A 26921-nucleotide genomic window follows, 5' to 3' on the forward strand; every position below is an offset into this window, starting at 1 on the left:
ACCTAGGTGGGTGTGGTTCTCCACGGATGTCTGATTCCCCGTCCGAGTCAACCCAGAGTCATCCCCTCCATGGGACCGACCGCGATTTGATCGATCGTCTGCTGGCCTGTGAAGCGCCGGGTGACGGTGAACTGACGGAACTGGCGCGTCTGCTGATTCGCTACGACGGCTTCCCCGGTGCTGAGGATCTGCAGCAGGACTTGCAGCGGTTGCTGACCCTGTGGTCACTCAGCCGGGACGAGCTCAACCATCAGGTGCGTGCGCTGTGGGCCAAGGGCTACCGCCCCGGTGCCGCAGCCACTGACGCTGTGGGCTCAGGCTTCGACACCAGTGAGACCAGCGACGGCTGAATCTGGTCAGCTCAGCACTTCGTGGGGATAGTGGGTGCCCATGGGCCCATTCCGCTGCATGTCACCTGCCTCTCCCTCATGGTCCGGTCTGCTGGAGCTGCTGTTGTGCGGTGAAAGCCTGTCCGCTGCACAGGCGACGGACCTGATGCAGGCCTGGCTGTCCGAGTCCCTGACCCCTGTTCAGACCGGTGCCTTTCTGGCCGGTCTCCGGGCCAAGGGGATGGAGGCCGAGGAGCTGGCGGCGATGGCGACGGTGCTGCGTGAGGCTTGTCCATTGCCCTGTGCCCGCCCCGATCGGTTTTTAGTGGACACCTGCGGCACGGGCGGCGATGGTGCCGACACCTTCAATATCTCCACCGCCGTTGCCTTCACCGCTGCGGCTTGCGGCGTGGAGGTGGCGAAACACGGCAACCGCAGTGCCAGTGGCAAGGTCGGTTCCGCCGATGTGCTGGAGGGGCTGGGCCTGAACCTCAAAGCACCGTTGCAATCGGTCGTCGACGCGATTCCTGCCGCCGGCGTCACATTTTTATACGCTCCGGCCTGGCATCACGCTCTGGTGAACCTGGCGCCCTTGCGACGCAGCCTCGGTGTGCGCACGGTGTTCAATCTGCTTGGCCCGCTGGTCAATCCGTTGAAACCACAGGCACAGGTGCTGGGGGTCGCGCATAAGGATCTTCTGGATCCCATGGCTGGAGCCCTGCAACGTCTTGGATTGGAGCGAGCCGTGGTCGTCCACGGCGCCGGAGGGCTGGATGAGGCGTCGCTGGCAGGTCCCAATGAGCTGCGCTTCATCGAAGCTGGCGCCATCCGCACGCTTCAGCTCTCTCCTGACGAACTCGGATTGGCAACGGCGGATCTCGAGGCGTTGAAAGGCGGTGACCTGGATTGCAACCAGACAATCCTTCAGCAGGTGCTCCAGGGCCGTGGGGAACCAGCCCAGCGGGATGTGGTTGCGCTGAATACAGCCCTGGTGCTGTGGGCCGCTGGGATCGACACAAATCTGTCCTCTGCCGCGGCCCGCGCCGCCGAAGCCCTGGATCAAGGCCTTCCCTGGACCCGTCTGGAGACCCTGCGCCAGCACCTGGCCACCTGAAATGGACAATGAAGGGTGATGACCGTGAGCTTTTCGGCCTGATGCCCCACCCTTCGTCACGTCAGGCTCTTCTCGTGCTGGCCGATGGCACGGTTCTCACGGGTGACGCGTTCGGGCACTGCGGCTCCGTGGTGGGTGAGGTCGTGTTCAACACCGGAATGACCGGATACCAGGAGGTCCTGACCGACCCGTCCTATGCCGGGCAGCTGGTCACCTTCACCTACCCCGAACTGGGCAACACCGGCGTGAATGGGGATGATCAGGAGGCCGACCATCCCCATGCCAGGGGAGTGATCGCTCGCCAGCTCGCCCCATGTGCCAGCAACTGGCGCTGTTCGGAATCCCTGAACGACTGGATGGAACGCCATGGCCTGGTGGGCATCTGCGGTGTCGACACCCGTGCCTTGGTGCGTCGACTTCGAGAAGGCGGAGCCATCAATGGTGTTATCAGCAGCGATGGACGTTCGCCCGCTGATCTGCTGGCCGAGGTCCGTCGAGCCCCGAGCATGGAGGGTCTCAATTTGGCCAGCGAGGTCAGCACTACCGAGCCCTACGAATGGTCGTCGCCATGCCGTGTCGGTTTCGATCAGCGGCTGAAACAGAATCCCGACCTCCCTTACCGCGTGGTTGCCATTGACTTCGGCATCAAGCGGGCGATCCTCGACCGTCTGGTCGCCCATGGCTGTGCGGTCACCGTTCTGCCCTCGGATGCCGATCTGGACACTGTGCTGTCCCATCAGCCGGAGGGGGTCTTCCTCTCCAATGGCCCTGGCGATCCAGCTGCGGTGGACAGCGGCATCGACCTGGCCCGATCCCTGCTGGAGCGGGCCAATCTGCCGTTGTTCGGGATCTGCCTCGGCCATCAGATTCTTGGCCTTGCCTTGGGAGGGAAGACCTTCAAGCTCGGCTACGGCCACCGTGGTCTGAACCATCCCTGCGGCACGAGCGGTCAGGTGGAGATCACCAGCCAGAACCACGGCTTTGCCCTGTCCGCTGACTCACTGCCAGAGCCGATGGTTGAGGTCACCCATCTCAATCTCAACGACCGCACCGTTGCAGCGTTTCAGCATCGCCATCAACCGGTGTTTGGCATCCAGTACCACCCGGAGGCCAGCCCTGGACCCCACGACGCCGATCACCATTTCGGTCGCTTCGTTGCGTTGATGGCGGATCGTCGGAACGTCGGTGGTTGACAACCGTCAGCATCACTACACTTCGTGGCGTGATTGCGTGGGGAGACTGGACCCATCAGTGAACTGCAGCGACTGACGGTCTCTCTGCGTGGAGGCTTCGAACAACAGAACGGCTGTCTGGTGTTTCATTTCACCGGTCAGTTGGACGCCTACTCCGAGAAGCAGTTCATGGAGTACGTCGTCGACGTGCTGAAGGCCAGCAAACTCCCTGCTGTGATTGACCTCAGCAAGATCGATTTTCTGGACTCATCCGGATTGGGTGCCCTTGTTCAGCTCGCCAAGCAGTGCACGGATGCCAAGCGCGCGTTTTCCCTTGTGGGGAACTCCCGTGTGATGCAGACGGTGAAACTTGTGCGTCTGGAAGAGTTTCTGCATCTGGCCCAGGATTTGCCTTCGGCCCTCTGCAACCTGGCGGCTTGAGCGAGTGGATCCGGGGGCAGACCGCCGGCGGTAGTGCTGGTGACCTCGGTCCGCTTCAGTTGGCGTGGTTGGGTGATGCGGTCTGGGAATTGCACCAACGTTTGCGCTTCTGCCGCTCACCAGGTCGTGCCGATGTGCTGCACCGCGCCGTTGTTGCCAAGGTCTGTGCCGAGGCACAGGCCGAGGCCCTTGGCCAGCTTGATCCTTTCTTGAACGAGCAGGAGCGCGATTTGGTGCGTCGTGGCCGCAATCGGGCCGGTCGCGGACCCAAGCGCTCCGATGCGGCTTTGTATGGACTCGCCACAGGGTTTGAGACAATGGTGGGCTGGCTGTATTTGAACGACCCAGCGCGCCTGGCGGAGCTTCTCGATCACCTGGATCAGGCCGGCACCCTCTCAACATCCTCAACACCTCGCCCATGAGCCCTCGCTTTGAACGCCGTCCCGGCGGTTCGTCCAGGACTGGACGACCGGGGCGCAGCGACCGACTTCGTCCTGATACCGACGCTGAGGCTGATGCCGGCCGCCGCGAGTGGAACCGAGAGGCGCCGGTCCGCCAGGGGCGCATGGACGACCGTCGCCGGGGTCGCTCCGATGAAGAGCAGCGCGCCCGTCCTGATCGGGGCGACCGTGGAGGCCGTGGACGTTTCATGGCAGACCGGCGTCCTGAGCGCCCCGCGCGTCGGGAGGGGCGTCGGGACGATCAACGCCCTTACAGCGATCGTCGTGATCCCCCCCGTGACGACCGTTCCGATGGACGTTCCGATGGGCGTCGCATGGATCGTCGTTTTGATCGTCGGGATGAAGCACAGGGGGACCGGCGGGGTGACCGGCGTCCGTCCTTTCAACGGGAGCGCTCGCGGCTTCCATTCAGGGATCGTGCTCCGCGCAAGCCTGAGGGGGAGGCGGCTGCTGCCACGCCGCCAGCTGATGATCTGGTCTGGGGTCGTCATTCAGCACTCGCGGCCCTGGAAGCCGGTCGACCGATCCATCGCATCTGGTGCACCCCGGAGATGCGCAGTGCCGCCAAGTTTCTGCAACTGCTTCGCGATGCCAAGGCTTCCGGTGTGCTGGTGGAGGAGGTCACCTGGGCCCGTCTGGGCCAGATCGCCGGAGGCTCAGTGCACCAGGGCATTGCCCTGCAGACAGCGGCAGCTGAAACAATCGATCTGGAGAGCCTGATTGAAGGCTGCTCCGATCTGGGGGAACCGCCGTTGCTGCTGGCCCTCGATGGCGTCACGGATCCCCACAACCTCGGTGCTGTGGTCCGTTCGGCTGAGGCCATGGGAGCCCATGGCGTGGTGTTGCCCCAACGACGCAGTGCCGGTCTGACGGGGTCGGCGGCGAAGGTGGCTGCTGGCGCCCTTGAACACCTCCCGGTGGCGCGGGTGGTCAACCTCAACCGCTCTCTCGAGAAGCTCAAGGATGCCGGCTATCGGGTGATTGGCCTGGCAGGTGAGGGCGATGTGACCCTGCCTGATGTGGATCTGAGTGGGCCGCTGGTGCTGGTGACCGGTTCGGAGGATCAGGGGTTATCCCTGCTGACACGCCGCCACTGCGACCAGTTGGTACGGATTCCGCTGCGGGGCGTCACGCCAAGCCTGAATGCATCTGTGGCAACGGCGCTGTGCGTGTACGAGGTGGCCCGTCGCAACTGGATGAAGGACATTCATGGTCAGGCTCCGTCGCCGCCGATTCAGCGGGCGCGGATGGCCGGTCAGCGCGAGGACGGCACGCCAGCACCACAGGTTGAAACGACGCAGCCTGAGGAGCGCATCGAACTGGACCTTGAACGACGAGATCTCGATGCAGGACGCGAGTTTGATCAGAGCATCCAGCTTTCTCCCTGAGTTGACCGTGTTATTTGGCCTGGTCGGTGCAAAATGCCCCTACAACACATGAGCTCCATGAGCCCTTTGATCCGGCCGCTGCGCAGCCTCGCCAATGGTGTCGGAATTGCTTGGTGGGCCCGTGTTGAGACCACCGGGCCCGATGTGACGTACTGGTTCGGTCCTTTCCTGACCCGTAAGGGACTGGAAGCTGAGCTCGCCACCTTTCTTGAGGATGTGGGTTCAGAGCAGCCCCAGTCCATTCGTCACACCCTGCTGCGCACCCGTCGCAGCGAACCATTGACCATCGCTGCCGAGGGGTGATCCCGCGGCTGATAGCGTCGCTCCTGCAACAGATCGCAGTTTCATGACGATCAGCGCGTGGCGTCAGCGACTGCAGGCTGGTGAAGTCTCATCCAGAGAGCTGGTGGATGAGCATCTGCAGCGTTTGGAGCGGTCAGAGCCGTCGCTCAACGCCTTTGTGGAGGTCACAGCTGAACGGGCCCGCGCTGACGCCGATCGTGTTGATCAGGCCCGTGCTGCCGGTGAGGACCTCGGTCCGCTGGCGGGTCTGCCGCTGGCGATCAAGGACAACCTCTGCACCCGCGGTGTCCGCACCACCTGCTCGAGCCGCATGCTTGAACAGTTCGTGCCACCTTACGAGTCCACAGTGACGGATCGGCTCTGGGGCGCTGGAGCGGTGTTGGTGGGCAAAACCAATCTCGATGAATTTGCCATGGGCGGTTCCACCGAGACATCGGCCTTTGGTGCCACCAAAAACCCATGGAACATCGAGCACGTTCCCGGTGGCAGCTCCGGTGGTAGTGCTGCGGCCGTGGCATCGGGCAGTTGTCTTGCCTCCCTGGGCTCAGACACCGGTGGTTCGATCCGCCAGCCGGCATCGTTCTGTGGTGTTGTGGGCTTGAAACCCACCTACGGCAGGGTCAGTCGCTGGGGACTGGTCGCTTTTGCCAGTTCCCTGGATCAGGTCGGTCCCTTTGCCGGCTGTGTGGCGGATGCGGCTGAGCTGCTTCAGGTGATTGCCGGTCACGACCAACGTGATTCCACCTGTTTGACAGCGGATGTTCCCGATTACAGCGCTGGTCTGGCTGCATCGATCAAGGGGCTGAGGGTCGGTGTGATCCGGGAATGCTTTAAAGCGGAAGGACTGGACGCTGAGGTCAAGGCTTCGGTGCAGGCATCTGCAGCCCAACTGGAGGCCCTCGGTGCCGAACTGGTGGATGTGAGCTGTCCACGCTTCAACGACGGCATCGCCACTTACTACGTCATCGCTCCGTCGGAGGCCTCGGCCAACCTGGCGCGTTACGACGGTGTGAAGTACGGCTTCCGTGCTGAGGACGCCGAGAGCCTGGCGTCAATGACGGCCCGAAGCCGTGCAGAAGGTTTTGGCGCGGAAGTGCAGCGGCGGATCCTGATCGGGACTTATGCCCTTTCGGCCGGTTATGTGGACGCCTACTACCGCAAGGCCCAGCAGGTTCGCACGCTGATTCGACGCGATTTCGATGCTGCGTTCCAGAAGGTGGATGTTCTCCTGACCCCTACGGCGCCGTCGCCGGCGTTCAAGGCGGGTGCCCATGCCGATGACCCGCTGGCGATGTATCTGGCAGACCTGCTCACGATTCCGGTGAACCTGGCAGGTCTCCCGGCGATCAGTGTTCCCTGTGGATTCAGTACTGCTGGCTTGCCGATCGGGATGCAGCTGATCGGCAATGTGCTCGACGAGGCGCGTCTGCTGCAGGTGGCTCACCAGTACGAACAGGCTGCTGATGTGTTCGCGCAACGCCCTGAGGCCTCTTTGGTCCCCTGACCCACCACATCTGGTGCCCCAGTCATTGGTCGCACGCTTGATCTTGCGTTAGGTCCTAGGCTGGGACTATGGCATTCGTTCCGCTCCACAACCACAGCGATTACAGCCTGCTGGATGGCGCATCGCAGCTTCCGGCCATGGTGGAGCGCGCCAAGGAACTGGGCATGCCTGCCATTGCCCTGACGGATCACGGGGTGATGTATGGCGCCATCGAGCTGCTGAAACTATGCAAGGGCTCCGATCTCAAGCCGATCATCGGCAATGAGATGTATGTGATCAATGGATCCATCGATGATCCTCAGCCGAAGAAAGAGAAGCGCTACCACCTGGTTGTTCTTGCCAAGAATGCAGTCGGCTACCGCAACCTGGTGAAGCTGACGAGCATCAGCCATCTGCGGGGAATGCGGGGGCGGGGAATTTTCTCGCGCGCCTGCATTGATAAGCATCTTCTCAAGAGGTACAGGGAAGGATTGATCATCTCCACCGCCTGTCTCGGTGGAGAATTGCCGCAGGCGATCCTGCGGGGCCGGCCGGATGTTGCCCGCAATGTGGCCCGTTGGTATCAGGAGGTTTTCGGGGAAGATTTCTATCTCGAAATTCAGGATCATGGCTCTCCTGAAGACAGGATTGTCAACGTTGAACTGGTGCGCATTGCCCAGGAACTCGGCATCCAATTGGTGGCCACCAACGATGCTCATTACCTGAGCAAGCAGGATGTGGAGGCGCACGATGCCTTGCTTTGCGTGCTCACGGGCAAACTCATCAGCGACGAGAAACGACTTCGTTACACCGGCACGGAATACATCAAGACCGAAGAGGAGATGAACCGACTCTTCGTGGATCATCTTGAGCCTGATGTTGTGCGTCAAGCCATCGCCAACACCGTGGCTGTTGCCGAGAAAGTTGAGGACTACGACATCCTCGGCCACTACCAGATGCCTCGCTTTCCCATTCCTGAGGGACATACTGCGGTGACCTACCTGCGAGAGGTCACAGAGCGAGGTTTGCGGGAGAGACTCGAGCTGTCCTCCGATGCATCCATTCCGGAGAACTACGCCGAGCGGATGGCCCATGAGCTCAAAATCATGGAACAGATGGGTTTCCCCACCTACTTCCTTGTGGTGTGGGATTACATCCGTTTCGCGCGTGAACAAAAGATTCCAGTGGGGCCCGGCCGAGGTTCGGCGGCGGGATCCCTTGTGGCTTATGCCCTTGGCATTACCAACATTGATCCGGTGACCAACGGATTGTTGTTTGAACGTTTCCTCAATCCGGAACGCAAATCCATGCCGGATATTGATACCGACTTCTGCATTGAACGCCGTGGTGAAGTGATTGATTACGTCACGGAACGCTATGGCGACGACAAAGTGGCCCAGATCATCACCTTCAACAGGATGACGTCCAAGGCGGTGCTGAAGGATGTGGCCAGGGTGTTGGACATTCCCTACGGCGATGCCGACCGGCTGGCGAAATTGATTCCTGTTGTCCGTGGAAAGCCCGCCAAATTGAAGGCCATGATTGGTGAGGAGTCACCAACGCCGGAATTTCGTGAGAAATACGAATCCGACCCTGTTGTTAAGCGCTGGGTGGATATGGCCATGCGCATCGAGGGAACCAATAAAACCTTTGGTGTGCATGCAGCGGGTGTGGTGATTGCTGCTGATCCATTGGATGAATTGGTGCCATTGCAGCGCAACAACGATGGTCAGGTGATCACGCAGTACTTCATGGAAGACGTGGAATCCATGGGTCTGTTGAAGATGGACTTTCTGGGCCTCAAGAATCTCACGATGATTGATAAAACCCTGGAATTGGTGGAAGTCAGCAGCGGAACGCGGCTGGATCCCGACAAGCTCCCGGCTGAGGATGCCGACACCTTCGCATTGTTGGCCCGTGGGGATCTGGAAGGCATCTTCCAGCTGGAGTCCAGTGGCATGCGACAGATCGTCCGTGATCTGAAGCCGTCTTCCCTGGAGGACATTTCATCAATCCTGGCGCTGTATCGACCTGGTCCTTTGGATGCCGGCCTGATTCCCAAATTCATCAACCGCAAACATGGCCGCGAAGCCATTGACTTCGCCCACACGATTCTGGAACCAATTCTGAGTGAAACCTACGGAATCATGGTCTACCAGGAGCAGATCATGCGCATTGCCCAGGACCTCGCCGGTTATTCCCTCGGCCAGGCAGATCTGCTCCGGCGGGCGATGGGCAAGAAAAAAGTGGCGGAGATGCAGAAACATCGCGGCATCTTCGTGAAGGGTGCTGCCGAGCGGGGTGTGGACGAGGCGGTCTCGGATGAACTGTTTGATCAGATGGTGTTGTTCGCTGAATACTGTTTCAACAAGAGCCATTCCACGGCCTATGGCGCCGTCACCTATCAAACGGCCTATCTGAAAGCGCATTACCCCGTCGCTTACATGGCCGCCCTGCTCACGGTGAATGCCGGCGCAGCCGACAAGGTGCAGCGTTACATCGCCAATTGCAATGCCATGGGCATCGAGGTGATGCCACCGGACGTCAATGCCTCCCGCACAGATTTCACTCCGAACGGCGATCGCATCCTCTTCGGTTTGTCCGCTGTTCGAAACCTTGGTGATGGGGCCATCCGTCAGTTGATTCGTTCACGGGATATCGATGGCCCGTTCCGTTCTCTCCCGGATCTTTGTGATCGGATCCCTTCCTCGGTGCTCAACCGCCGCGGACTGGAATCTCTGATTCACTGCGGTGCCTTGGATTCCATGGATCCAGCCGCCAACCGAGCCCAGTTGATGGCTGATCTCGATCTTCTCCTCGACTGGGCTTCGTCGAGGGCCAAGGACCGTGACAGTGGCCAGGGCAACCTGTTTGACCTGATGGCAGCTCCGAACGATGAGGACGGCGCCTCTGATCTCAGCCTCGCTCCCAAGGCCGCTCCGGTGGCGGATTACGGCCCAGCCGAGAAGCTCAAGTTGGAAAAAGAGTTATTTGGATTTTATCTGTCTGACCATCCGCTCAAGCAACTCACTCCCAGTGCTCGACTCCTCGCACCCATCGGCCTGGGGGCGCTTGAGGAGCAACCGGACAAAGCCAAGGTCAGTGCCGTCACGATGATCACTGAGTTGCGTCAGGTCACCACCCGCAAGGGGGACCGAATGGCGATCCTTCAGCTGGAGGATCTCTCGGGCAGTTGCGAAGCCGTGGTGTTTCCCAAGAGTTATGCCCGACTGGCGGACCATCTGATGACAGAGGCGCGTCTTCTCGTCTGGGCAGGCGTCGATCGCCGGGATGATCGCGTGCAGTTGATCATTGATGACTGCCGGGTCATTGACGACCTCGCTGTTCTTCTCGTCGAACTCTCCTCTCAGCAGGCCAGCGACATCGCCATCCAACACAAGTTGAGGGAGTGCTTGACGCAATATCGACCTGAGCGTGAGGAACTTGGCGTCAAGGTGCCCGTTATTGCAGCGGTTCGCGAGGGTCAATCAGTTCGCTATGTCCGGCTGGGTTCTCAGTTCTGCGTCAAGGACGCGGAAGCTGCGCTGCAAGCCCTGAAGACGCAGGCCTTCACGGCCCGTCATTCAGAGCCCATGGTGCTGGGTTGATCAGTCGGACTTGTTCTGTTGTTTCTGAGCTTTGATCGACTGGCGCATCCGTTGAACGTTGGGTTTGAGATTCTCCATACCAAGCAGCGAACCGGGCTGTTGATCCCAGCTGGAGCTCAGCACCCCAAAACTCAGCCCCACCAGCCCGAGTAGAAAAAAGAAGCCGGAACCCGCCAAAGTCAGCCCGGGCGCGATGTCAGCGATACCCTTGGTGATGAGCAGATAGCTGCCAACAAAAACGCCCATGCCGGCAACAGTCGGCAAACCTGTGAACACCGCCACACGACGAGCCATCCTGTCAGCGACATAACGGGGAATGGCCTCCTGGCGGATGGCTGGGTCGTTTCCGTCGCCTTTGGAACCACCCTTTTTGGAACCCTTGGGCTCAAAGGGCAGTGACTGACGGTCCTCAGGCATGGTGCGCTCGATCAGCCGCGGATGCCCAGTTTGGCGATGATCTCGGTGTACCGCTGCTCGCTCTTGTTACGCATGTAGCTCAGCAGGCGCTTACGCCGACCAATCATCTTCAGCAACCCCTGGCGCGAGGAGAAGTCGTGGATGTTGTTCTGGAGGTGGCTGCTGAGACGGTTGATCCGCTCGCTCAGCATGGCGACCTGGACCTCCGCGGAACCGGTGTCGGTGCCGTGGGTTTGGTGAGTGTTGATCAGCTGTTGCTTCTCGGTGGTATCAAGCGACATGCGCGGGGTGCAGCCCTGTCAGTGCAAACAACCACCTTACCCGGTCATGGTCCCAAAAAAGACATAAGCTTGATGCAAGCCCTCAGCCAGGCGTCATCGTCATCACCGTCCTGGGGACCTCCGATGCTGCTCAGTCGTTGCAGCGCGCTTTGGATCTCATGGGTTTCGTAGCCGAGGGTCTCCAGTGTTGCGATGAGGTCAGGAGGAACAGAATCCACCTGATTGAGATCTGGATCGATGGAACCATCGCTGTCCACCAGCCGAGTGCGTAGCTCCAGAGCAAGACGTTCAGCGGTTCGTTTGCCCACTCCTTTTGCTCTGCAGAGGGTGTTGATGTCGGAGTGGACCAGAGCCCTTACAAGTTCGTTTGGCTTACAGGCATCGAGTAAGGACAATCCGGCCTGAGGCCCCACACCGCTCACTTGGATCAGCTCCCTGAACAGGTCCCGTTCAGCCACTTGCAGAAATCCGAACAGTTGAAGGCTGTCAGCACTGACCACTTGATGAATCCAGAATTCATGGACTTTTCCAGTTGACAGAGTTTGCCAGTCCCGTTGAACGAGATAAACCTCGTAGCCGATGCCGCCACAACCAATCAGAACAAGGTTGCGTGACCTGCGTTGGTCCCGATGCTGGATCTCACCCTTCAGCCAGCCAATCATTGCTTGAACTCAATCAATGGATCGTAAACGTGTCGAATCGGGTTTTAATTGAGCTTCAGGTTAACAAGTGCTTGCTGAAGCTTGACGCTTGAAGGCCAAGACCTAAAATGGGAGAACGGCTCCACCATGATGGAATTAACTCCTGAAAAAATAAGACTTATTCCGATGGTCGCCTTGATCATCATTGGCTGTTTCGGATTGTTGAATTCAAAATCGATTCTGCGCTCACTTTTTTCCCTCGACGTCATTGACACTGCGACAATCAGCATTTTTGTTTTGATCGCCGCCTCTGGCGGAGCGCAAACTCCGATTGTTGCAGAGAGTCGCTACAGCCAGTATTCGGATCCTTACCCACAAGCAATTATTCTGACTGCCATTGTGATTGGTTTTGCAACGCAGGCTTTGCTCTGTGCGATTGCTTTGCGTTTGGGGCGTCAATCCCCAATGCTTCGCTATAGGAACCTAGAGAAGTGATGGATTCTCAAATTCTTTTGCCGGCTTTGATTTTTTTGCCTGCAGCGCTGGGTTTTTTGGGATGTGTTCTTCCCAGAATTGTTTTCCCAGTAAGTGTGGCGATGCTTCTTGCGTATGCCTTCCTGTCTCAAAACCTGATCGGTTCCGGAGTCTCTTACGTCTTCACTTTGGTTGGTGAAGGAGGTATTCAATTCTCTATTGATTTGTATACGTTTCCGCTCGTCTTCGGAAGCTCGATCACACTATTAATCTGCTTTGGTCTTTTTTATCGGCGATTCTCTCACTACTTTTATCAAGTCTGCTTGGTTCTTTTCACTGCATTGTTGATTGCCTTCAGCACAGTTGATCTCGTTAGCATGTTTATTGCTCTCGAATTGGTTGGGTTCGCTGCATTTTTATTGATTGCCGATCGTAGTGATAAAAAATCACTTTTCCATGCTTTTCAGTACTTGATAGGCGGAGGCCTTGCAATGCTGATCTACCTCATTGGTGTTGTGCAGGCTTTTACATACACAGGGTCTTTTTTGTTGACTGATCTTGTTCGAGCCCCTGAAACGGCTTTGTGTTTGATCGTTGCGGGGCTTCTCACAAAATCAGGAGTCTTTTTGTGTGGTTTGTGGGTCCCAAACATCTATTCACACGCTAACTGTCAATCCTCTGCTGTTCTGTCGGGTTGTGTGACCTGTGCCGGCATTGCTCCGATTGCACGCATGAGTCAGATTCTGATTCCGATCGGTGACTCAATGGTTGTTATCGGTGTCGTCAGTGCTGTTGTGGCGGCAATTTATGCGGTTTTTGAACGAGAGAGTGGTCGTGCTTTGGGGTGGAGCTCTGTTTCACAACTTGGAATTGCAATACTTTCACCCACATATGCTTGTGCATATGCCATGCAACATGGAATTTGCAAAGCACTTCTCTTCTCAACTCTTCACACCAAAGATCGCTCTAAACTGAGTGACGACAGCGTCAGCCACTTACACAATCAATTGGAGAATGTCCCATCTCTTCCAGTGGAGGAGTTCATCCGTGTGATTGTGTTTGTTGTCGCAAGTCTTTCGATCATGGGCTTTCCATATTTAAGCGGTTTCATTACCAAGAATTGGGTTAAAACAGATTTACCCTATGAAGCTAAGATCATTTACACAACGGCTGCTTTATTAACATCAACCGTTTATGCTCGCTTGATTTTTGATAGAGTTTCTAATTTTATTGACCATCAACAGCCTCAGACTGTTTTGGCACTTAGACGAATTAGCCTTAACATAATTGATGTGCTGTCGACTCCCAGGCTATGGATCTTGTTGGTATCAATAATTTCTCTTATATACTTTTCTTTTGTTGATACTACTTTATATTCAACCCCATCAATTCGCTCAGCAATTGTTTCAGCCATTCTTGGTGGGATTCTGTTTATATCAGTGGTCGGAATTCAAGCCGACGAATTTGTAAAGCCTATCACTCGCACACTTGATCTCGTTGGTGCACCGTTCCTTGTTGCAGCCTTGCTACTTGCCAACCTTCTATACCTAAAAATCTGATGACCAATTTTATTCGACTTTCTATTCTGTTGCTTTTCCGACTTTTATGTTGGTGTCTAGTGACCTCAAGCTTTGAATCAAGTAATATCATTTTTGGCCTCGTTGTTTGCGTATTGATCCCATTTGGTGATTTTCGTAAACTTCAACTCAAGGCTTTAATTCCTGAGCTCTTGCTGACATTGCGTCTTCCATTTGATATGCTGAAAGAAAGTATTCAATTGATTCTGATTCAACATCCCATTGATCTATTTGTTCATGAGAAGGTTAGTTCTAGAACACGAAATGGTTCTAGATTTGCCGAGTTCTTGGATTTATTTCGAATCACTTTTACCCCAATGTCTCTTGTTTTACGCAGGATTGACATTGATCAGTGGAGAGTCCATCTAGTTGGTTCGTCACAATCGGATTATGATCAGAATGTGAGGGATACGTTATGAAAAATATTGATCTCGTACCCCTCGAGATTATTGAATACAGCATCATTTATATGATGCTGTTGATCAGTATGATTCCAGTTGTTGCTATTTCAAGGACGACTAATACTCCTGAAAGAATAGCTTATGCTTCAAGTTTTGGCAGTAAACTTGCTTTTATTGTTATTGCAGCAGGTATCTTCAGAGGTGATTGGATGATTGGTTGTATTGGTGCCTTCATTCTTATTGTTGGTGATGCTGGCATGTTGATTCTTTCTCTTTTGGAGTTGAAAATCTAAATGTTAAATCTACTTTCATTCGCAATTCTTTTTATCGGCTTAATTTTTTGGCTATGGGGCACATTGCCTATTGTTAATCGAGAACATTCAATATTTTATAAGCTACATACTCTTACAGTTTCAGATAGTGTTGGTTCACTCCTAATTCTTCTGGCCTTGTTGATTCGTGCTCCGCAATATTGGCCTATTTTTTTAGTAACGGCAATCTCTTTATCACTTTGGAATACTGTTTTTAGTTACATTATTGGTAACATCTCTAATCGTTAATGATGATTGATTTTCTAAGTACAGCTCTGCTCCTTCCGTTCGAGCTTCTACTTCCCATACTTGGCATCCTTCTAATTCAATCACAATCTCCAATAAACAGTTTAATTTATAGATCATTTTTGGGTAGCATTGCTGCTTTGATTTATGCATTAATTGGTGCACCTGACGTTGCACTCACCGAAGTTATGGTAGGGACTCTACTGTCCTCGCTGATTTATATTGTTACAATACGCTCTTGCTATACAATTGTAATTATCGTCGATACAAATAATCCTCCGCACAAAAATATAAAAGATTGCTTGAAGTTAATTTTTGACGAACTGCATTTAAAAATTGAATACCAGTCAGAGGTCTTCACAGATTCTTGCGCAGATAATTTGGTTTTTCTTTCTTCAGCCAAGTCATCAGGTTCACCTCATGCATTGATTCACAATTCCACCTGTTTCTTTGAAGTCCAATCTTTACTCGATGATGTCACTCTGACAGACTCTAGTAAATTTCTGGAAGATAAAATTACTCTTTGTTTATTACCTTCTCGACCATGACTTCGAGCAAAACACCAAGACAATTTACGCTTTCTTCAGAAGTAGCAAAGTCAACTGTCTATCTCGTAGCAATCACAGCCGTGATGCTGATGATCTTATTCACGCGAGACGATTCAGTTGCGCGAGACACAGAGCAGATTGTTGAATATCTTTCACAATATACGCAGATTCCAAACGCAGTGACTTCTGTCATTTTGGGTACAAGACTTTTTGATACGATTGGAGAAGTGACCGTATTTACAATTGCAGGTCTTGGAGTAAAAATCCTACTTCATGCAGAAGATTCAGAGGAAAAATTTGTTGGTATTAATGATCAAGTTATCCGAGTACTGCTCGATTTCGCTGCATTACTAAGCTGCTTTCTAGCGATTGATCTTGCAGTCAAAGGTCATTTAACTCCTGGAGGTGGCTTTGCCTCAGGAGTTGCTGGTGCAACATCGATTACTATTTTGATGATTACTGGACGAATTCAAAAGGTTGAGGCGTTTTACTTTGGTAGTAATTCTCCTGCTCTTGAAAAAGTAGCCGTTATTGTTTTTATGCTGGTTGCACTCGCAACTTTTAGCTCTTTCTTACTTCCACAGTCTGTCTTCGCCACAGTTCCACCTACAATTTATATTCCACTATTGAATATCGTTGCAGCCCTCAAAGTTACTATCGGCTCATGGTCTATTCTTCGCCTATTTATTGTGAAGAGAGGTGTCCTTTAACGATGTCATATCGAGAGACTGATGATTGGTACTTCGGTGACTATAGCGGTCGTCTTCCAGGCCGATCTTATTCACTGCTTTTGAATAGCGTCATTATTACCCTCTTTGCTCAAATTGCATTGACGACTGAGCCAACATTTGACACTCCATCAGGTCAAATATTTTTACGCTTTACTCTCAATATTATTGAACTTTTCTTCATTAGTGACTATATCGGCAAACTTGCCAACTCATGGGCTCAAATGGATTACTCTCTAAAGGGCCTTGTTTATAGCGCACTTTCGAGATATGCCTTGGTCGATTTATGCGTAGTCTTGATTCTGCTTACCGATCTGTTTTCTAATGACTCTTTTGTTGTCATTGGTGTTTATGTCTTCAAAGCGCTAATATCTATTTATTTTTCAAGTTTTAGGCTGGTTTTGATGAGAGTTAGGTTCATTATTTTTGATTCCCCTGCATACACCTTCTTCCCGCTTGTTTTATTGTCGATTGTGACATATGTGATGGCATTTTGCATTTATCTTCTTGAAAGATCTAATGACTCTGCGCATTTTGGATCCATTGTACGAGCTTTTTGGTTTTCTATTGTCACGATGACCACGATTGGGTATGGTGATGTTACACCTACAACATCTCTTGGGAAAGTCCTTGCGATCATGTTTGGTATTGTTGGCATTGTTTGCGTCGCGTTGTTAACAGCTAACATTCTTGAGGCTAATGCTAAGTTTAACGAGATTGAGTCAAGTGGAAAAATCTAGTCCTTCCATTGCGCTTAATAATCAATATGGTGTTTCTATGCATTCACTCAATCATATATTAGATGTTGGAACTCCGTTTGTAATTTTTGAGGCCTATGTGTCTTCCTATCATAAATTTATCGACTTTATAAAATTTGGTTGGGGAAGTGCTTTGATAGATCCTGAGTTTGAGTCGAAGAAGGAAATCTGTGAACGATTTGGGATTAAGCCTCTACTTGGTGGCACTTTTTTTGAGTATATGATTCATCATCATGGCTTTGCGGGCTTTGTGAAAAAAATTGAACAATATGGACTGCAATATGTTGAACTTAGTCGAGGCACAATTGATATTGATGACTCGTTGTATGCGTCCTATATTAAGCAACTTTCTTCAGACTATTACGTTATGAGTGAAGTGGGGAGGAAATCCTCAGACCCCTCCCAGGCCCTTGCTCCATCACAATGGCTTGCCCATTGTGAGCTCTCATCAGATGCAGGGGCTTCCTTAGTGGTACTTGAATCACGTGAGTCGGGTCGCTCGGGATATGTTTCTACTGGTGGCGATGTCAACGCGGTCATGCTTGATTCCATAAGCAATTCACTTCCCATCAACTCTCTACTGTTTGAGGCACCAATCAAGTCTGTTCAGACCTTTTTGATTAAACGTTATGGTGCATCGGTCAACCTGGGTAATCTTTCACTGGTTGATCTCTTAGCAGTTCAGTCACTACGTCTTGGGTTGCGTTCAGACACGCTGCTTGAATCCAAAGCAATATTTTAATATTTTTCTTTTTGACGTCAGCTAGCAGATTGTCAATAGGCTTATTCTCGCCTATCATTATAATGACCATTTCCTAGCTCTATTGATGTCGCCTAAATGGCCAAAAGCATTCGTAAGGCATCTAATTGCTTTCACCTTGACCGTAGCATTATTGCAGGCATTGCCGGCTTTGGCTGCTGAAAATAGTTTCATAAATTCGATTCAACAACGTGGATATTTAAAAGTCGGATTGCCACCATACAATACGCCTCCCGCATACTATATCGATAAAAAAACAGAAAAACTGCAAGGATATGATGTAGAGCTGGCCCGCGAACTTGCTGACAAGCTTGGCGTTGATCTTCAATTTGATAGAGAATCAAAAAGCTTTAATTCACTTGTAGAGCGTGTTGGTGCTGACGATTTTGATCTAGCGATCGGCAAGCTGGGTCTCACTTATAATCGATTATTTGACGCATTTCCTGTCCAGTATTTGAGCTTCCGTCATGCTCTCCTCGCAGATCGAAAGTTTATTTCTAGTCTAGGAGTCGATCCGGAAGATGATGGTTTTGGCGATGCGTTGAAAACTTCAAATATCCGCATTGGTTCTATTGAAAACTCAACTTGGGAAACTGAGGCGAAAGTTAACTTCCCAAACTGTAAATTTGTTGGCTACAAAAACTGGGAGGATGCTCAGAAGGCTTTGTTGGCTGTTGACCCCAAAACCAAAAAATCAGCTATCGATGCAATTTATCGTGATGCCACTGAGATCAAGCCAATTGTTTATAAAGATCCTGATTTATCGCTTAAATACGTCCCTGTTCTTTTTGACGATATTATTGATCGAAAATCTATTTATCTTTCCGAGAAGGGCTACATAGGATTTTCGGACTTTCTTGATGTCTTTATTCGTCGAGAGTGGGGTGAGGTCAAGTCTGACGAACGCATCCTCAATGAATATCAAGCTTATTACCAGCCAGTATCTTGATCATTATGCAGACATCTCAGGATTCCATGTCATTTCTTGATCGGGTGTTCTCGATTCTCCCGGCACTTCGAAAACCTCGCAATTTCTTCCTTTATATACTTCCGTTTTCAATTGTTTTCGGAAGAGTTATACCAACACAGCTTGCTTCTGGTTTAAATGACGTTGGATTGGCAATGGTTCAACTCATTGCTTTCCCGGCGATTCCGCTTGTGTTGTCTGCCGTCATGATTTCAATTGCTAATATTTTTAATGAAGACAATCGGTCGGCTCAGCGCCGGTTGCGCTTCTCCAGTCGTTTTGTGATTTCCTTGACGCTGACGATTCTCCTCGCATCTTTGCTGGCACTTCTTCTTTCTATCTATCAGGCGCCTGGAGTTTTGTCACCGGATGGAAAACTATCAATTGGTCGTTTCATGCTTGATACGACTGATATTCGCGTAGGGGGAGATGTCGCAGCTTCATCAATCTCTAGCGACTTCTGGATCGCAAAAATTGTTCCCAGCAATATTCTGGCTGATGCATCTGCTGGTCAGACACTGAGAGTAATAAGTGGATCGGTTTTGGCTGGTTTGGCTATGTCCAGGTTGAATCCTGGTCTAACCCAACCACTGCTTTCGCTTCTTCGCAGTGTTAACACTACGTCAGTGCAGGTTTTAAGCATTGTGCTAAATCTTGCTCCTCTTGTTCTTATCTGTCTGATCTCTGGCGCTGTTTCTACTATCAACGCTGAGATTGTTGTTGCGCTTTTAAACTTTACAATCTGTGTTTTCCTGACGGCAATTGCCTCTCTTGGTATCTCAAGGCTTGTTTTTCGTCGTTTCACATCTACGCGTGAGCGAGCGACGACTGATGCAAATCCTGTGGACTCTGTCTTTCTTCTCAGTCTTTCCACTGGCAGCAGTATGACGGCATATCCACTGATGTTTGAGACCCTCAAGGGGATGGGGCGTGATGAATCCGAAGTTGAAGCATCAGCTTCTCTCAGCCTGTTAATCGCTCGTTTGGGTAATGTTACTTACAACGTCATCGCGATTGTCTTTGCTCTCAATCTTTACGATGTGGGTCTTACACCTGTGCGTTTTTTGGAGGTCATTTTCCTTGGCGCTTTTACAGGGATTTCGGCTGCTGGGTTGACTGGTGTTGCCACTGTTCCGACGATTGCTGTCGCGCTCTCTTATTTCCAAGTACCGATCCCGCCTGTTTTAGTTCTTCTCTTAGCGATTGATCCGATTCTTACGTTGCCGCGTGCTGCTACAACCGGTGTTTTGGCGATCGCGATTTCAGTGATTTCCTCAGCCAAGTCCAGCAACTCAGAGCTGTCTGATGTCTCATCCAGTTCCTCCCTTGGTCTGCTCAGCCAGCAGGGTGATGTTGCCTCACTAGAAGGTGGTTGATGCAACCGATTCAGTCCCTATCTCGGATGATACGCCAGCTCTTGACTGTTGTGTCAGGGCTCTTGATCGTCGTAACCCTGTCGTCCTGCACCCTTCGCAATGAGCCGCCCCGCGCCATTGTCATTGAGGCCTTGCAGTCACAGATCCAGACGACCCAGGTCTCCATTGCACAAAGTCTTGACTTGCAACCTGTGGCCTCTGCTCCTGCCGTCAGCCGGGTTCGCGTCGACCATCAAGAGGTCCTCAAGGTGGAGGGCGAGCGTTTCGTGCATTTAGAAGGCAGTTTTGACTGGCAGTTACCTCGGGACAGCGTCCGTGTGGACAGTGCCTTTGATCTCTACCTCCAGCGCGGGTCGCACGGAGAAGGGTGGAGTCTTGCCAGGCCTGCAGTAAGCAATGGTGGCGAAGCCCAGCGTTGGCTGCTCTACCCCCTCGGCTTGCCCACGAGCTGATCTGATCAGGCCTGACGGCTGGAGAGGCTGATAAAGGATGCACCCAGCACAAGCGCTGCACCACCACATGTGAATGCCGTAATTGATTCGTTGAACCAGATCCACCCCCAGCTAGCAGCGAACAACACCTGGACGTAATTCAGCGACGTCGCCCTCGCCGCTGGCAGACAGCTCAGCCCCTTGGTCACCCAGATCTGGCCGAGTTGAGTCAGCACACCGACTCCGAGCAACCAGATCCAATCCACCGCTGAAGGCCAGACCCCGATGTGCAGAACCATCGGCAGCGTGAGGGGAATCGAGACCACAGGGAAATAGAGAATGATCACCAAGGGGTGTTCCTTGGCCGATAAGCGTCGGACGCATACATATGCCAGAGCTGTAAATAAAGCTCCGCCCAGGGCTGTCAGCCCTGGGCGTAACGCCAGCCCGTTCTGGCCTGCGCCCAGCCATTCCGGTTGGATCACAAACACCACCCCGAGCAAGCCCAGCAGCACGGCCAAGCCAATGCGACGGCGCAGCCGTTCCCCCAGCAATAGCCAGGCCGCCGCTGCAGTGAATGTTGGGTAGGTGTACTGCAGGACCGTGGCTGATGCCAGCGGTAATGCAGTGATCGCCTCGAAGAAGCACAGCAGGGCAACGCTTCCACAGATGCCGCGTAGCAGCAGCAGGCGTCGGTTGTTCCCCAGGGGTTTGATCCCTCCAACCGCCATGGCTGTTCCCGTCAGGGCAATGCTCACAACGGATCGAACCAGCACGATCTCGCTGACGGGAATTCGTCCTCCCAGTTGTTTGACGCACACCGTCATCAGGCTGAAGGCAAGAGAGCTCAGAACCAGGGCCCTCGCTCCCTGCATCTCCTGGCGCTGCCACCAGGTCGACGTCTGTTCATCCATGGTTGCGCTGGTGCTCCTGATGGGTGGACGCCGACCTGCGACTTCGCAGAATGGGTCCATGGTCAATGCCCGCCTTCATCCCCGCACCATCGACGCCGTCAAGGAGCGGGCGGACATCGTCGATGTGGTGGGCGACCACGTCGTTCTGAAAAAGAAAGGACGGGAGTTTGTCGGCATCTGTCCGTTTCACGACGACAGCAAGCCGTCGATGACGGTGTCTCCCGCCAAGCAGTTCTACTACTGCTTCTCCTGTGGTGCGGGCGGAAACTCCATCAAGTTCCTGATGGAGTTTCAGCGGCAGAGTTTCAGCGATGTAGTGCTGGATCTGGCCCGCCGTTATCAGGTGCCGGTCGAGACCGTTGATGGTCCTCAGCAGGAGCGGTTGAAGCAGCAACTCTCCCGGCGGGAGAAGCTTCAGCGGGCCCTGGCCTTGGCTGCCGGTTGGTTTCGCAGCCAGTTGCGCAGCCCGACGGGTGAGCAGGCCCTGGCGTACCTCACGGAAGTTCGTGGCCTGACACTCGCCACCCAGGAGACATTCGGTCTCGGTTACGCCCCGGACCAATGGGACGGCCTTTTAAAGCATCTGCAGCAGGTGGAAGGCCTTTCGGCTGAGCTGTTGGAGGCAGCTGGACTGGTGGTCCCCCGCAAGGGTGGCCATGGCTTCTACGACCGTTTTCGCCGTCGGGTGATGGTTCCGATTCACGACCGTCAGGGACGGGTGATTGGCTTCGGTGGCCGGAGCTTGGATGGCAGCGAGCCCAAATACCTGAACTCTCCAGAGACGGAGGTGTTCGAGAAAGGCAAGCATCTGTTCGGCCTCGACAAGGCCACCAACACCATCCGCAAGCAGGACCGTGCCGTGGTGGTGGAGGGTTACTTCGATGTCATCGCCCTGCACGCGGCAGGGATCACCAATGCGGTGGCGTCCCTGGGCACCGCCCTCAGCAGCCAGCAGATCACCCAGCTCTGTCGCGTCACCGACGGCAAGCGGATCGTTCTCAACTTTGACGCGGACGGCGCTGGGGTTCGTGCGGCTAACCGCGCCATCGGTGAAGTGGAGCAGCTCGCCTTGCAGGGGCAACTGGAGCTGCGGGTGCTGCATCTGCCTTCCGGCAAAGATCCAGATGAGTTCCTCAAGGACCATGGCGCCGGGGATTACCGGGCTCTGCTCGATCAGGCGCCCCTCTGGCTGGACTGGCAGATCGAACAGGCCCTCGCTGATCGAGACCTTGCCAAGGCGGATCAGTTCCAGCAGGCGGTCTCGGCCTTGGTGGCTCTGCTCGGAAAGTTGCCTCAGTCGGCGGTGCGCACCCATTACCTGCAACGGGTCGCTGAACGGCTCAGCGGCGGTCAAGGTCGATTGGCACTGCAGCTGGAGGACGACCTGCGCCAGCAGGTGAAGGGCCAGCGTTGGCATGGTCGATCCAGCCGGCATGACCAGCCGGGCGACACCAGTCAGCGGGAGCGCTGTGAGGCTGATCTGCTGCGCCTTTATCTGCATGCCCCCCGCCACAGGGGCACGATCCGCCAGGAGTTGCGCCAGCGGGAACTGGAGGACTTTGCGATCCCCCATCACCGTCTGCTCTGGGCCTCTCTGACGGAACTTGAGGAGACCAACCTCGGCGTGGGCCGCCTGGAATCGATCAGCCGTGGTGAAGATGATGGTGACGGCCTAGATGGGCTGGACCTGCCCCGTCTGCTGACGGACCAGCTGCTGCTGGAGAACAGCCCTCTGTTGTCACGGCTGACGCCATTGCTCGAACCGGGTGAACTGGAGCGTGTCGCCCTGGCCGAACCGCTCGAGCAGTTGCGTGGGCTCGCGGCATTGCTGGAGCGTCAGAAGAGCTTCAAGCGCTGCCGCCACCTGCTGGAAGCCTGGGGTGGGCAGCGTCTGCAGACCTTGGAAGCCTGCATTTCCGTGTTGGTGCAAGACAACCAGGCGGATCAGCAGGGTGTGGACATGGAAGGCCGCATCGAGCAACTGTTCGAGGAGCTCAACCGCGATGCGTTGCACTACCAGGAGCTGTATTACAGCGAGAGGAAGCACATTCAGCATCTCGATCAGCAACGCCGCGGCGGCTTCCAGACCGTTGATGTCCTGTCCGCCTGAACCCCGCGGGCGGATGATGGATTCCCGTGCTGTCTTGGTGATGGGCCTGTTCGAGCGCTATCTCTCCCTGTGGATCGCTCTGGCGATTGCGGTGGGTGTGCTTCTGGGGGGCGTTTTTCCTGATCTGGCGAGCTGGATCGCCTCATTGGAGGTGGCCCGCATCAACGTTCCGATCGCCGTTCTGATCTGGGGAATGATCGTTCCGATGATGCTGGCCGTGGATTTCTCCGCCATCGGTGGCATCCGCCAGCAACCGCGGGGTCTGCTGGTCACTGTGGCCGTGAACTGGTTGATCAAGCCCCTCACGATGACGGCCCTGGCCTTGTTGTTCATCCGTGGGGTGTTCGCGGCCTGGATCCCGGAAGCGATGGGTCAGGAGTATGTGGCCGGGATGATTCTGCTGGGGGTGGCCCCTTGCACCGCGATGGTGTTCGTGTGGAGTCGCCTCAGTGATGGGGATCCCAACTACACCCTGGTGCAGGTGGCGGTGAACGACCTGATCATGGTGTTTGCCTTTGCCCCGATTGCAGCGTTATTGCTTGGGGTGAGTGACGTGCTGGTGCCGTGGGACACGATGATCACGGCGGTGGGGCTGTTCGTGGTGGTGCCGTTGGCGACGGGATGGTTGATGCAGGTGTTTTTGAAGTCCCCTGGTCGGATTGCGCGGTTGGAGGCCCAGCTCAAGCCCCTAGCGATCACGGCTCTGATCGCCACGGTGCTGCTGCTGTTCATGGTGCAGGCCCAGGCGATCCTGTCCAATCCCCTGGCAATCGTGCTGATCGCGATCCCGCTCATCCTGCAGACCTATCTGATTTTCTGGCTCACGGCGCAGTGGATGCGCCTCTGGGGGCAACCACGCACGGTCGCGGCCCCTGGCGCGATGATCGGCGCCTCCAATTTCTTTGAGCTAGCGGTGGCTGTGGCCATCAGCCTGTTCGGCTTGAATTCCGGCGCTGCCCTCGCCACTGTGGTGGGAGTGCTGGTGGAAGTGCCGGTGATGCTGTCGCTGGTGGCGATCGCCAACCGCAACCAACGTCTGTTCCCCGCTTGAGATGTCTGAATTCTTCGAAGCGATCTGGCACGGTGAGGGCATCGGCGACGGTGCTGATCTGGAGGAAGCTCTCCAGGCCTATGCCGTGGTGAAACCGGAGGACGGCGACTGGGTGGAGGCTTGTGCTGCTGACGGGGCTGATCCGGTGGTCGAGCGCTTCCCCTCCTTCGACGCCTATCTGGATAACGCCGATCCGCTCGAGACCATCGCTGTGTCGCCGCAGATGATTGCCGAGGCGATTGCGCTGTTGCCGGTTTGATGTCCGACGCTCAGCTTGATTTTGCGGCCTTGACGCCCGTCAACCATCTCTGGCCGGCCTTCGTTGAGCGTCTTGGCACCGACAAGGCCCAGCGGGCCGTGCGGCAAGCCCTTGATCTTCAGGGCATGCGTGGCCATGACGGCACCTTGCCGGTGCTGTTCGTTGAGACCGGCGGCCTGGCACTGGCCAGCACCGATCTGGTGCGGGAACAGACGGGACTCAATGCCCATGGTGATCGGATGGTGCTGCTGCTTAGCACCCTCGACCAGGTGATCCAGTTGTTGCAGCAGGCTTAGAGGACGGCGGCCGGGGCATCGGTCAGTCGATGCCGTTCAGCCTGCAGAGCGGTCTGCGGGAATCGCGCCTTGGCCTGCGGTTGTTCCGTCGGCGTTTCCATGGTTCCTGCGCTGATCTGTTGGCCCACCAGCACCGCCAGTGCACTGATGATCAAGGTGATCGCTTTCTCTTTCCCCATGCCTTGGTTTGGCTCTTGATCAAGGTTGTCGTCCGCGTCGTTGTCCCATCCTTGGCATTCCCCTGAATCGGCTGAACGCTGTCTGAGAGCGCATCTCAGCGATCGGCGTGCACCACCGGTACATCACTCAGTCGGGTGGTGGCAGTCCGTCCCAGCCGCTCCCGTCGCATCATCCAGCTCGGATGCAACCCGCAGGCTGCCCACTGCACCGTGCCTCGGCCATAGCGGCGATTGAGCTGATCAATGGTGCGCATCAGCCCTTCCCGTCGTTGTTGCTGTGCCTCACTCAGCGGCACCAGAAGATGGGACTGGAGCAGCTCGGTTCCCTGCAGGTGCTGCATCAGCACCCCCGCTTTCGCCAGCTGTCGGTGTGGTCGGAAGATGCGGTCCACCAGGGGGAGCGCTGCTTCCAGCAGAACGGTGGTGTCGTTGCTGGGCAGATCCAGTCGGATGCTGGCGGCCTGGCTGTAAAACGCGGGGATGAAGGGGCTGGTGCGGGTGTACACCGTGAGGGCGGCAGCCCGTTGGTGCTGCTTGCGCAGTTTTTCCGCGGCGCGCACCACATAGGTGGCGACGGCCTGCCGCAGTTCCTCCAGGGTCGTGATCGGCCGGCTGAAGCTGCGGCTCACGCAGGTTTCCTGTTTGGGGGACGGTGCCAGCGCCAGCGGCAGGCAGGCATGGCCGCGCAGTTCCCGCTGCAGCCGCAACCCCACCACACCGCACTTCGCCCGCAGTTCACCGCTGGGCATGTCCCGCAGCAGGCGGGCGTTGTTCACCCCCCGCAGCCGGCACCAGCGCGCCAGTTTGCGGCCGATGCCCCAGACGTCCTCGATTGCGATGGTCTCGAGCCAGGCGTCGGGATCCGCGCAGTGGCCCAGATCGAAGATGCCGGCATGGGCGGGGACTTGCTTGGCCAGGCGATTGGCCAGTTTCGCCTGGCTTTTGCTGGCCCCCAGGCCGATGGCGATCGGCAGCCCCAGGTCCTGGCGGACCCGGGCTCGCAGGGATCGGCCCCAGGTCTGCAGGTCACCATCCTTCGGACGACGGACGCGCCCGAAGGCTTCGTCGATGGAATAGACCTCGAGCTCTTCGCAGTGAATCTCCAGCAGGCTCATCATCCGCTGGCTCATGTCGGCGTACAGGGCGTAGTTCGAACTGCGCACCACCACGTTCTGGCGTTCCAGCTCCTGACGCGCCTTGAAATAGGGGGTCCCCATTGCAATGCCGAGGGCCCTGGCTTCTGCACTGCGGGCCACGATGCAGCCGTCGTTGTTGGAGAGCACGACGACGGGTTTGCCGATCAGGCTGGGGTCAAGGCTCTGTTCGCAGGAGGCGTAGAAGTTGTTGCCGTCGATCAGGGCGGTGGCAAGGCCCATGTCAGAGCGGATGGATCACGTGGATGGCCACCCCCCAGATCTGCACGTCACCGCATCGATGCAGCTCCAGGGGTGGGTAAGCGGGATTGGCGGCCTCCAAGCGCAGGCGGCCATGGTGCTGGACCAGGCGTTTGAGGGTGAATTCCCCGTCCAGTACCGCCACCACCACCCGACCCGGCCGTGGATCCAGGCTGCGATCCACCACCAGCAGATCACCGTCGTGGATGCCGGCTCCGAGCATGGATTCGCCGCTGACGCGCAGAAAGAATGTGCTGGTGGGATGGCGGATCAGCTGGTCGTTGAGGTCGATCCCCACCTCCACGTAGTCATCGGCCGGCGAGGGGAAGCCGGCGGCCACCCGTTCGCCGGCCAGGGGAAGACTCAGGCGGGTTCGCCGGGGCTGCAGCGGAAGTGGCTGGTGGCGGACGTCCATCACGGGCAAGCAAGCCTGCTTGAATAGTACTGATGTATTGGTCGCAGTGTGCTCGCTCCGGTGAGGATGGTGTCTCTGGATTGGGATT

32 protein-coding genes are annotated in these 26921 nt (G+C 55.3%); 25 read left to right on the forward strand and 7 right to left on the reverse strand.

Annotated features, from left to right (window positions below):
• The first annotated feature begins 26 nt into the window (after positions 1–26).
• The 9 genes from SynA1524_RS05055 (at position 27) to SynA1524_RS05095 (ending at position 10299) form a co-directional block, all read left to right on the forward strand.
• Positions 27–350 (forward strand): DUF3288 family protein, encoded by a 324-nt coding sequence (locus tag SynA1524_RS05055; RefSeq protein ID WP_186499216.1) that lies wholly within the window; start codon positions 27–29, stop codon positions 348–350.
• Between the two features lie 58 nt (positions 351–408).
• Entirely contained in the window at positions 409–1443 is a 1035-nt protein-coding gene (gene trpD, locus SynA1524_RS05060) for an anthranilate phosphoribosyltransferase (protein ID WP_186499217.1), read from the forward strand.
• 41 nt (positions 1444–1484) lie between these two features.
• Positions 1485–2636: a glutamine-hydrolyzing carbamoyl-phosphate synthase small subunit gene (gene carA, locus SynA1524_RS05065; protein ID WP_186499218.1), complete on the forward strand. Its 1152-nt coding sequence runs from the start codon at positions 1485–1487 to the stop codon at positions 2634–2636.
• A 33-nt stretch (positions 2637–2669) separates the two neighbouring features.
• On the forward strand, positions 2670–3056 hold the full coding sequence (locus SynA1524_RS05070) for an STAS domain-containing protein (RefSeq protein WP_286188696.1): 387 nt from the start codon (positions 2670–2672) through the stop codon (positions 3054–3056).
• Complete coding sequence (locus SynA1524_RS05075; RefSeq protein WP_186499219.1) at positions 3053–3478, forward strand: ribonuclease III domain-containing protein; 426 nt, start codon at positions 3053–3055, stop codon at positions 3476–3478. The genes SynA1524_RS05070 and SynA1524_RS05075 overlap by 4 nt, the downstream gene beginning before the upstream one ends.
• Positions 3475–4905 carry a 23S rRNA (guanosine(2251)-2'-O)-methyltransferase RlmB gene (rlmB, locus tag SynA1524_RS05080; RefSeq protein WP_186499220.1) on the forward strand — a complete coding sequence of 477 codons (1431 nt, stop codon included), beginning with the start codon at positions 3475–3477 and terminating at the stop codon, positions 4903–4905. Before SynA1524_RS05075 ends, rlmB begins: the two co-directional genes overlap by 4 nt.
• 57 nt (positions 4906–4962) lie before the next feature.
• Positions 4963–5208, forward strand: coding sequence for a DUF1816 domain-containing protein (locus SynA1524_RS05085; RefSeq protein ID WP_186499221.1), 246 nt, complete (start codon positions 4963–4965; stop codon positions 5206–5208).
• A 43-nt stretch (positions 5209–5251) separates the two neighbouring features.
• Positions 5252–6712: an Asp-tRNA(Asn)/Glu-tRNA(Gln) amidotransferase subunit GatA gene (gene gatA, locus SynA1524_RS05090; protein WP_186499222.1), complete on the forward strand. Its 1461-nt coding sequence runs from the start codon at positions 5252–5254 to the stop codon at positions 6710–6712.
• Between the two features lie 68 nt (positions 6713–6780).
• The gene (locus SynA1524_RS05095) at positions 6781–10299 is read left to right on the forward strand and encodes a DNA polymerase III subunit alpha (protein ID WP_186499223.1); all 3519 of its coding nucleotides are present in this window, start codon (positions 6781–6783) and stop codon (positions 10297–10299) included.
• Here the strand turns inward: SynA1524_RS05095 and SynA1524_RS05100 are convergent, their stop codons facing one another.
• From SynA1524_RS05100 to ruvA, 3 genes are read right to left on the reverse strand one after another with little or no spacing between them, the layout of a single operon-like run.
• Positions 10300–10716: a PAM68 family protein gene (locus SynA1524_RS05100; RefSeq protein WP_186499224.1), complete on the reverse strand. Its 417-nt coding sequence runs from the start codon at positions 10714–10716 to the stop codon at positions 10300–10302.
• An 11-nt stretch (positions 10717–10727) separates the two neighbouring features.
• A complete protein-coding gene (gene rpsO, locus SynA1524_RS05105) occupies positions 10728–10997 on the reverse strand; it encodes a 30S ribosomal protein S15 (RefSeq protein WP_186499225.1) in 270 nt (89 codons plus the stop codon).
• A 44-nt stretch (positions 10998–11041) separates the two neighbouring features.
• A complete protein-coding gene (gene ruvA, locus SynA1524_RS05110) occupies positions 11042–11659 on the reverse strand; it encodes a Holliday junction branch migration protein RuvA (protein ID WP_186499226.1) in 618 nt (205 codons plus the stop codon).
• Positions 11660–11740: 81 nt separating this feature from the next.
• Here ruvA and SynA1524_RS05115 point away from each other — a divergent pair, with 81 nt between their 5' ends.
• The 12 genes from SynA1524_RS05115 to SynA1524_RS05165 all read left to right on the forward strand — a co-directional run bounded on the left by SynA1524_RS05115 (position 11741) and on the right by SynA1524_RS05165 (position 20236).
• Entirely contained in the window at positions 11741–12133 is a 393-nt protein-coding gene (locus SynA1524_RS05115) for a cation:proton antiporter subunit C (RefSeq protein ID WP_186499227.1), read from the forward strand.
• Positions 12133–13671, forward strand: a complete 1539-nt coding sequence (locus tag SynA1524_RS05120) for a proton-conducting transporter transmembrane domain-containing protein (protein WP_186499228.1) — start codon at positions 12133–12135, stop codon at positions 13669–13671. Before SynA1524_RS05115 ends, SynA1524_RS05120 begins: the two co-directional genes overlap by 1 nt.
• Entirely contained in the window at positions 13671–14108 is a 438-nt protein-coding gene (locus tag SynA1524_RS12880; RefSeq protein WP_222930512.1) for a hypothetical protein, read from the forward strand. The genes SynA1524_RS05120 and SynA1524_RS12880 overlap by 1 nt, the downstream gene beginning before the upstream one ends.
• A 53-nt stretch (positions 14109–14161) precedes the next feature.
• Positions 14162–14383, forward strand: coding sequence for a hypothetical protein (locus SynA1524_RS05125; protein ID WP_186499229.1), 222 nt, complete (start codon positions 14162–14164; stop codon positions 14381–14383).
• A complete protein-coding gene (locus tag SynA1524_RS05130) occupies positions 14384–14650 on the forward strand; it encodes a monovalent cation/H(+) antiporter subunit G (RefSeq protein WP_186499230.1) in 267 nt (88 codons plus the stop codon).
• Between the two features lie 2 nt (positions 14651–14652).
• Complete coding sequence (locus SynA1524_RS05135) at positions 14653–15195, forward strand: hydrogenase subunit MbhD domain-containing protein (protein ID WP_186499231.1); 543 nt, start codon at positions 14653–14655, stop codon at positions 15193–15195.
• Entirely contained in the window at positions 15192–15905 is a 714-nt protein-coding gene (locus tag SynA1524_RS05140; RefSeq protein WP_186499232.1) for a Na(+)/H(+) antiporter subunit B, read from the forward strand. Before SynA1524_RS05135 ends, SynA1524_RS05140 begins: the two co-directional genes overlap by 4 nt.
• A gap of 2 nt (positions 15906–15907) precedes the next feature.
• Positions 15908–16663 carry a potassium channel family protein gene (locus tag SynA1524_RS05145; RefSeq protein ID WP_186499233.1) on the forward strand — a complete coding sequence of 252 codons (756 nt, stop codon included), beginning with the start codon at positions 15908–15910 and terminating at the stop codon, positions 16661–16663.
• Positions 16650–17423, forward strand: a complete 774-nt coding sequence (locus SynA1524_RS05150) for a phosphosulfolactate synthase (protein ID WP_186499234.1) — start codon at positions 16650–16652, stop codon at positions 17421–17423. The genes SynA1524_RS05145 and SynA1524_RS05150 overlap by 14 nt, the downstream gene beginning before the upstream one ends.
• Positions 17424–17508: 85 nt before the next feature.
• Positions 17509–18390, forward strand: coding sequence for a substrate-binding periplasmic protein (locus SynA1524_RS05155; protein ID WP_186499235.1), 882 nt, complete (start codon positions 17509–17511; stop codon positions 18388–18390).
• Between the two features lie 26 nt (positions 18391–18416).
• Complete coding sequence (locus SynA1524_RS05160; protein ID WP_186499236.1) at positions 18417–19784, forward strand: dicarboxylate/amino acid:cation symporter; 1368 nt, start codon at positions 18417–18419, stop codon at positions 19782–19784.
• A gap of 50 nt (positions 19785–19834) precedes the next feature.
• On the forward strand, positions 19835–20236 hold the full coding sequence (locus tag SynA1524_RS05165) for a hypothetical protein (protein ID WP_286188697.1): 402 nt from the start codon (positions 19835–19837) through the stop codon (positions 20234–20236).
• Between the two features lie 5 nt (positions 20237–20241).
• Here the strand turns inward: SynA1524_RS05165 and SynA1524_RS05170 are convergent, their stop codons facing one another.
• Positions 20242–21129: a DMT family transporter gene (locus SynA1524_RS05170; RefSeq protein ID WP_286188698.1), complete on the reverse strand. Its 888-nt coding sequence runs from the start codon at positions 21127–21129 to the stop codon at positions 20242–20244.
• Between the two features lie 58 nt (positions 21130–21187).
• Here SynA1524_RS05170 and dnaG point away from each other — a divergent pair, with 58 nt between their 5' ends.
• From dnaG to SynA1524_RS05190, 4 genes are read left to right on the forward strand one after another with little or no spacing between them, the layout of a single operon-like run.
• On the forward strand, positions 21188–23239 hold the full coding sequence (gene dnaG, locus SynA1524_RS05175; RefSeq protein WP_186499238.1) for a DNA primase: 2052 nt from the start codon (positions 21188–21190) through the stop codon (positions 23237–23239).
• A gap of 40 nt (positions 23240–23279) precedes the next feature.
• The gene (gene arsB / locus SynA1524_RS05180; RefSeq protein WP_186499520.1) at positions 23280–24290 is read left to right on the forward strand and encodes an ACR3 family arsenite efflux transporter; all 1011 of its coding nucleotides are present in this window, start codon (positions 23280–23282) and stop codon (positions 24288–24290) included.
• 1 nt (position 24291) lies between these two features.
• Positions 24292–24549, forward strand: coding sequence for a hypothetical protein (locus SynA1524_RS05185; protein ID WP_186499239.1), 258 nt, complete (start codon positions 24292–24294; stop codon positions 24547–24549).
• On the forward strand, positions 24549–24845 hold the full coding sequence (locus SynA1524_RS05190; protein ID WP_186499240.1) for a hypothetical protein: 297 nt from the start codon (positions 24549–24551) through the stop codon (positions 24843–24845). Before SynA1524_RS05185 ends, SynA1524_RS05190 begins: the two co-directional genes overlap by 1 nt.
• Here the strand turns inward: SynA1524_RS05190 and SynA1524_RS05195 are convergent.
• The 3 genes from SynA1524_RS05195 to SynA1524_RS05205 form a co-directional block, all read right to left on the reverse strand.
• Complete coding sequence (locus tag SynA1524_RS05195; protein ID WP_186499241.1) at positions 24842–25024, reverse strand: hypothetical protein; 183 nt, start codon at positions 25022–25024, stop codon at positions 24842–24844. The two genes, SynA1524_RS05190 and SynA1524_RS05195, sit on opposite strands and share 4 nt — an antisense overlap.
• A gap of 95 nt (positions 25025–25119) precedes the next feature.
• Entirely contained in the window at positions 25120–26400 is a 1281-nt protein-coding gene (locus tag SynA1524_RS05200) for a Y-family DNA polymerase (protein WP_186499242.1), read from the reverse strand.
• 1 nt (position 26401) lies between these two features.
• Positions 26402–26833 (reverse strand): LexA family protein, encoded by a 432-nt coding sequence (locus SynA1524_RS05205; protein WP_011127909.1) that lies wholly within the window; start codon positions 26831–26833, stop codon positions 26402–26404.
• Positions 26834–26921 lie beyond the last annotated feature (88 nt).

The organism is Synechococcus sp. A15-24 (genome assembly GCF_014280195.1).
Classification (GTDB): Bacteria; Cyanobacteriota; Cyanobacteriia; order PCC-6307; family Cyanobiaceae; genus Parasynechococcus.

What these genes read in the sequence shown, in the direction of transcription:
- SynA1524_RS05055 (WP_186499216.1), top strand. Translation starts at nt 27, where the DNA reads ATGTCTGATTCCCCGTCCGAGTCAACCCAGAGTCATCCCCTCCATGGG.
- trpD (WP_186499217.1), top strand. Translation starts at nt 409, where the DNA reads ATGTCACCTGCCTCTCCCTCATGGTCCGGTCTGCTGGAGCTGCTGTTG.
- carA (WP_186499218.1), top strand. Translation starts at nt 1,485, where the DNA reads ATGCCCCACCCTTCGTCACGTCAGGCTCTTCTCGTGCTGGCCGATGGC.
- rlmB (WP_186499220.1), top strand. Translation starts at nt 3,475, where the DNA reads ATGAGCCCTCGCTTTGAACGCCGTCCCGGCGGTTCGTCCAGGACTGGA.
- SynA1524_RS05085 (WP_186499221.1), top strand. Translation starts at nt 4,963, where the DNA reads ATGAGCCCTTTGATCCGGCCGCTGCGCAGCCTCGCCAATGGTGTCGGA.
- gatA (WP_186499222.1), top strand. Translation starts at nt 5,252, where the DNA reads ATGACGATCAGCGCGTGGCGTCAGCGACTGCAGGCTGGTGAAGTCTCA.
- SynA1524_RS05095 (WP_186499223.1), top strand. Translation starts at nt 6,781, where the DNA reads ATGGCATTCGTTCCGCTCCACAACCACAGCGATTACAGCCTGCTGGAT.
- SynA1524_RS05100 (WP_186499224.1), bottom strand. Translation starts at nt 10,716, where the DNA reads ATGCCTGAGGACCGTCAGTCACTGCCCTTTGAGCCCAAGGGTTCCAAA.
- rpsO (WP_186499225.1), bottom strand. Translation starts at nt 10,997, where the DNA reads ATGTCGCTTGATACCACCGAGAAGCAACAGCTGATCAACACTCACCAA.
- ruvA (WP_186499226.1), bottom strand. Translation starts at nt 11,659, where the DNA reads ATGATTGGCTGGCTGAAGGGTGAGATCCAGCATCGGGACCAACGCAGG.
- SynA1524_RS05120 (WP_186499228.1), top strand. Translation starts at nt 12,133, where the DNA reads ATGGATTCTCAAATTCTTTTGCCGGCTTTGATTTTTTTGCCTGCAGCG.
- SynA1524_RS12880 (WP_222930512.1), top strand. Translation starts at nt 13,671, where the DNA reads ATGACCAATTTTATTCGACTTTCTATTCTGTTGCTTTTCCGACTTTTA.
- SynA1524_RS05125 (WP_186499229.1), top strand. Translation starts at nt 14,162, where the DNA reads ATGCTGTTGATCAGTATGATTCCAGTTGTTGCTATTTCAAGGACGACT.
- SynA1524_RS05130 (WP_186499230.1), top strand. Translation starts at nt 14,384, where the DNA reads ATGTTAAATCTACTTTCATTCGCAATTCTTTTTATCGGCTTAATTTTT.
- SynA1524_RS05135 (WP_186499231.1), top strand. Translation starts at nt 14,653, where the DNA reads ATGATTGATTTTCTAAGTACAGCTCTGCTCCTTCCGTTCGAGCTTCTA.
- SynA1524_RS05140 (WP_186499232.1), top strand. Translation starts at nt 15,192, where the DNA reads ATGACTTCGAGCAAAACACCAAGACAATTTACGCTTTCTTCAGAAGTA.
- SynA1524_RS05145 (WP_186499233.1), top strand. Translation starts at nt 15,908, where the DNA reads ATGTCATATCGAGAGACTGATGATTGGTACTTCGGTGACTATAGCGGT.
- SynA1524_RS05155 (WP_186499235.1), top strand. Translation starts at nt 17,509, where the DNA reads ATGTCGCCTAAATGGCCAAAAGCATTCGTAAGGCATCTAATTGCTTTC.
- SynA1524_RS05160 (WP_186499236.1), top strand. Translation starts at nt 18,417, where the DNA reads ATGTCATTTCTTGATCGGGTGTTCTCGATTCTCCCGGCACTTCGAAAA.
- SynA1524_RS05170 (WP_286188698.1), bottom strand. Translation starts at nt 21,129, where the DNA reads ATGGATGAACAGACGTCGACCTGGTGGCAGCGCCAGGAGATGCAGGGA.
- dnaG (WP_186499238.1), top strand. Translation starts at nt 21,188, where the DNA reads ATGGTCAATGCCCGCCTTCATCCCCGCACCATCGACGCCGTCAAGGAG.
- arsB (WP_186499520.1), top strand. Translation starts at nt 23,280, where the DNA reads ATGGGCCTGTTCGAGCGCTATCTCTCCCTGTGGATCGCTCTGGCGATT.
- SynA1524_RS05185 (WP_186499239.1), top strand. Translation starts at nt 24,292, where the DNA reads ATGTCTGAATTCTTCGAAGCGATCTGGCACGGTGAGGGCATCGGCGAC.
- SynA1524_RS05190 (WP_186499240.1), top strand. Translation starts at nt 24,549, where the DNA reads ATGTCCGACGCTCAGCTTGATTTTGCGGCCTTGACGCCCGTCAACCAT.
- SynA1524_RS05195 (WP_186499241.1), bottom strand. Translation starts at nt 25,024, where the DNA reads ATGGGGAAAGAGAAAGCGATCACCTTGATCATCAGTGCACTGGCGGTG.
- SynA1524_RS05200 (WP_186499242.1), bottom strand. Translation starts at nt 26,400, where the DNA reads ATGGGCCTTGCCACCGCCCTGATCGACGGCAACAACTTCTACGCCTCC.
- SynA1524_RS05205 (WP_011127909.1), bottom strand. Translation starts at nt 26,833, where the DNA reads ATGGACGTCCGCCACCAGCCACTTCCGCTGCAGCCCCGGCGAACCCGC.